This is a genomic window from Mycobacterium helveticum (assembly GCF_007714205.1).
In the GTDB taxonomy this organism is placed as follows: domain Bacteria; phylum Actinomycetota; class Actinomycetes; order Mycobacteriales; family Mycobacteriaceae; genus Mycobacterium; species Mycobacterium helveticum.
Genome location: NZ_VMQU01000233.1, coordinates 1 through 3,348 on the forward strand (window position 1 = coordinate 1; position 3,348 = coordinate 3,348).

2 protein-coding genes are annotated in these 3,348 nt (G+C 69.0%); one reads left to right on the forward strand and one right to left on the reverse strand.

What is annotated here, in order from left to right; translation table 11 throughout:
• Positions 1-174: 174 nt before the first annotated feature.
• Positions 175-1,659 (reverse strand): glutamate-cysteine ligase family protein, encoded by a 1,485-nt coding sequence (locus FPZ47_RS26945; protein WP_144957263.1) that lies wholly within the window; start codon positions 1,657-1,659, stop codon positions 175-177.
• A gap of 91 nt (positions 1,660-1,750) precedes the next feature.
• Here FPZ47_RS26945 and glpK point away from each other — a divergent pair, with 91 nt between their 5' ends.
• Positions 1,751-3,313, forward strand: coding sequence for a glycerol kinase GlpK (gene glpK, locus FPZ47_RS26950; RefSeq protein WP_144957266.1), 1,563 nt, complete (start codon positions 1,751-1,753; stop codon positions 3,311-3,313).
• Positions 3,314-3,348 lie beyond the last annotated feature (35 nt).

Consider the following 3,348-nt stretch of genomic DNA (forward strand, 5'->3'; position numbering starts at 1 on the left):
TCTGGTTGTTTATACCACAACCAGACTATCGCGTGACCAGCCTCAACCCCCGTCACCTACATTCGTGTCGCACACCCCTACCGACCACTCAACCCGCAACAGCTGGTAGCCCCCTCCGCGCGGTACGCGCCGTCCCAGTCCATCACCTCATCGGAAGTCATGGCTTCCAACGTACTAGCTGTCCCAGGTGTGCACCGGCTCGTTGGAGTGCATGTGCGCGCAGTAGCGCCGCAGCATCTCGGCCAGGGCCGCCGGCCTGGTCATCCCGCTCTCCTGCAGGGCCCGCACGGTCGAGACCTGCCAGGTCGCCCCGTTGCGGCCGGTCCCGGCGCGGCCCTCGATGACGCCGAGGAAACGGTCGCGCACCCCGGCGTCGACACCCCAGTGCCGCAGCCCCTCGTGGGCCAGGGGCAACAGCGTGTCCAGCACCAGCCGCGACGGCGTCACCTCGCCCAGGCCGGGCCAGTGCAGCCGGGCATCCATGCCGCGTCGCGCCGCGTCGAGGAAGTTCGCTTGTGCCGCCGCGAAACTCATGTCGTGCCACAGCGGATGCTCCGCCTCCGAGAGGCTTGTCAACACCCCGTAGTAGAACGCCGAATTCGCCAGCATGTCGATGACCGTGGGGCCGGCCGGCAACACCCGGTTCTCCAGCCGCAGATGCGGGCGGCCGACCCCGTCCGTTTCCGACACGTCGTACACCGGGCGGTTCCACCGGTACACGGTCCCGTTGTGCAGGCGCAGTTCGGAGAGTTGCGGGACGCGGCCGGCGGCCAGCTCGGCGGCCGGATCCTCCCCGGACACCTCGGGCAGCAATGGGGGGAAGTAGCGGATGTTCTCCCGGTAGAGGTCCAGCACCGAGGTGATCCAGCGCTCGCCGAACCATACCCGCGGTCGCACGCCCCGGACCTTGAGCTCCTCGGGGCGGGTGTCGGTGGATTGCGCGAAGAGCTCGATGCGGGTTTCCGCCCACAGCTGGTGGCCGAAGAAATAGGGCGAGTTGGCGGCCAGCGCCAGCTGCGGCCCGGCCAGCAGCTGGGCGGCGTTCCAGTTGGCCGCGAACTCCTCCGGCGCCAGCTGCAGATGCAATTGCATGCTGGTGCAGGCGGATTCGGGTGCGATGGACCCGGCGCTCCAGCTCAGCGGCTCCGGCCCGGAGATGTTGATCGGAATGTCCTCGCCGCGGGCGTTGAAAATCGAGTCGTTGAGCGCCGCATAGCGCCGCGACTCGCTCATCCAGTTGTCCCGCAGGTGCTCCGGCATCAGGGTGGGCAGGATCCCGATCATCACGATGTGCGCCCCGACGAGGCCGGCCTTGTTCTCGGCGTCGTTGAGGCTGGCCCGCACCTCGGCCTCGAGGTTCGAGGCGCTGGGTCCGGCCAGCGCCCGGGGTGGCACGTTGAATTCGATGTTGTAGGAGCCCAATTCGCTCTGGTATGCGGGGTCGGCGATGGCGTCCAGCACGTAGCGGTTCGACATGGCCGGCCGGTAGTCGGCGTCGACGAGGTTGCACTCGATCTCCATGCCGGTCAGCGGCCGGTCCGAGTCGAAGCGCGAGCGCGCGAGCATCGTCTCGAGAACGTCCAGACACAACCGCACCTTGCGCCGGTATTCCCGCCTGTGTGCGCGGCTGTACGTGGTGCGCTTGACCTCTTCGCCCACATCGCCGATGGAACAGGTTCACCGGCGCGGGCGCAAGGGCGCGGGGTTTACCGGCATGTTCGCTGCCCGACCGACCAGCGGGTGGGCCATGATGGAGGGGCCGCGAGGTGTCACAGTTCACGCGACAGGAGTGCCGTTGCCCGAGTTCATCGCCGCCATCGACCAGGGCACCACCAGCACCCGGTGCATGATCTTCGATCACCACGGTGCCGACGTGGCCTGCCATCAGCTCGAGCACGAGCAGATACTGCCCCGCGCCGGCTGGGTGGAGCACAACCCGATCGAGATCTGGGAACGCACCGCCTCGGTGTTGATGACGGCCCTCAACGCCGCTGGCTTTTCATCGAAAGACATTGCGGCGCTTGGCATCACGAACCAGCGCGAAACGACGCTGGTGTGGGACCGGCGCACCGGGCGGCCGTACTACAACGCGATCGTGTGGCAGGACACGCGCACCGACCGCATCGCGTCGGCGCTGGACCGCGACGGTCGCGGCGAGGTGATCCGCCGCAAGGCGGGTCTGCCGCCGGCGACATACTTCTCCGGCGGGAAGCTGCAGTGGATCCTGGAGAACGTCGCCGGGGTGCGCGAGGCCGCCGAGAGGGGCGACGCCCTGTTCGGCACCGCCGACACCTGGGTGTTGTGGAATCTGACCGGCGGGACGCGGGGCGGGGTGCACGTCACCGACGTGACCAACGCCAGCCGGACCATGCTGATGGACCTGGAGACCCTGGACTGGGACGACGAGCTCCTGTCGTTCTTTTCGGTACCGCGCGCGATGCTCCCGACGATCGCGCCGTCGTCACCGCGGCAGCCGTACGGGGTCACGACGGAGCTCGGACCGCTCGGCGGCGAGGTGCCGATCACCGGTGTGCTGGGCGACCAGCACGCGGCGATGGTCGGCCAGGTGTGCCTGCAGCCGGGCGAGGTGAAAAACACCTACGGGACCGGCAATTTCCTGCTGCTCAACACGGGCGAGACGATCGTGCGTTCCGGCAACGGCCTGCTCACCACCGTCTGCTATCAGTTCGGGGACGCCAAACCCGTTTACGCCCTCGAGGGTTCGATCGCGGTCACGGGTTCGGCCGTGCAATGGCTGCGCGACCAGCTGGGCATCATCGGCGGCGCCGCGCAGAGCGAACTGCTGGCCCGCCAGGTGCCCGACAACGGTGGGGTGTACTTCGTGCCGGCGTTCTCCGGGTTGTTCGCCCCGTACTGGCGCTCCGATGCCCGCGGCGCGATCGTGGGTCTGTCCCGGTTCAACACCGCCGCCCACCTGGCCCGTGCGACGCTCGAGGCAATCTGCTACCAGAGCCGCGATGTGGTGGATGCCATGCAGGCCGATTCCGGTGTGCGCCTTCACGTGCTCAAGGTCGACGGGGGTATCACCGCCAACGACCTGTGCATGCAGATCCAGGCCGACGTGCTGGGCGTGGACGTGGTGCGGCCGGTGGTCGCCGAGACCACCGCGCTGGGAGCCGCCTACGCGGCCGGCCTGTCGGCCGGCTTCTGGGCGGGCCCCGACGAGCTGCGGGCCAACTGGCGGGAGGGCCGGCGCTGGACGCCGTCCTGGGACGACGACCGGCGCGCCGCCGGGTACGCGGGCTGGCTCAAGGCGGTGCAGCGCAGCCTGGACTGGGTCGACGTGACCTAGCCGCACCAGCCCCGCCGCCGCCCCGCCCCCGGCTC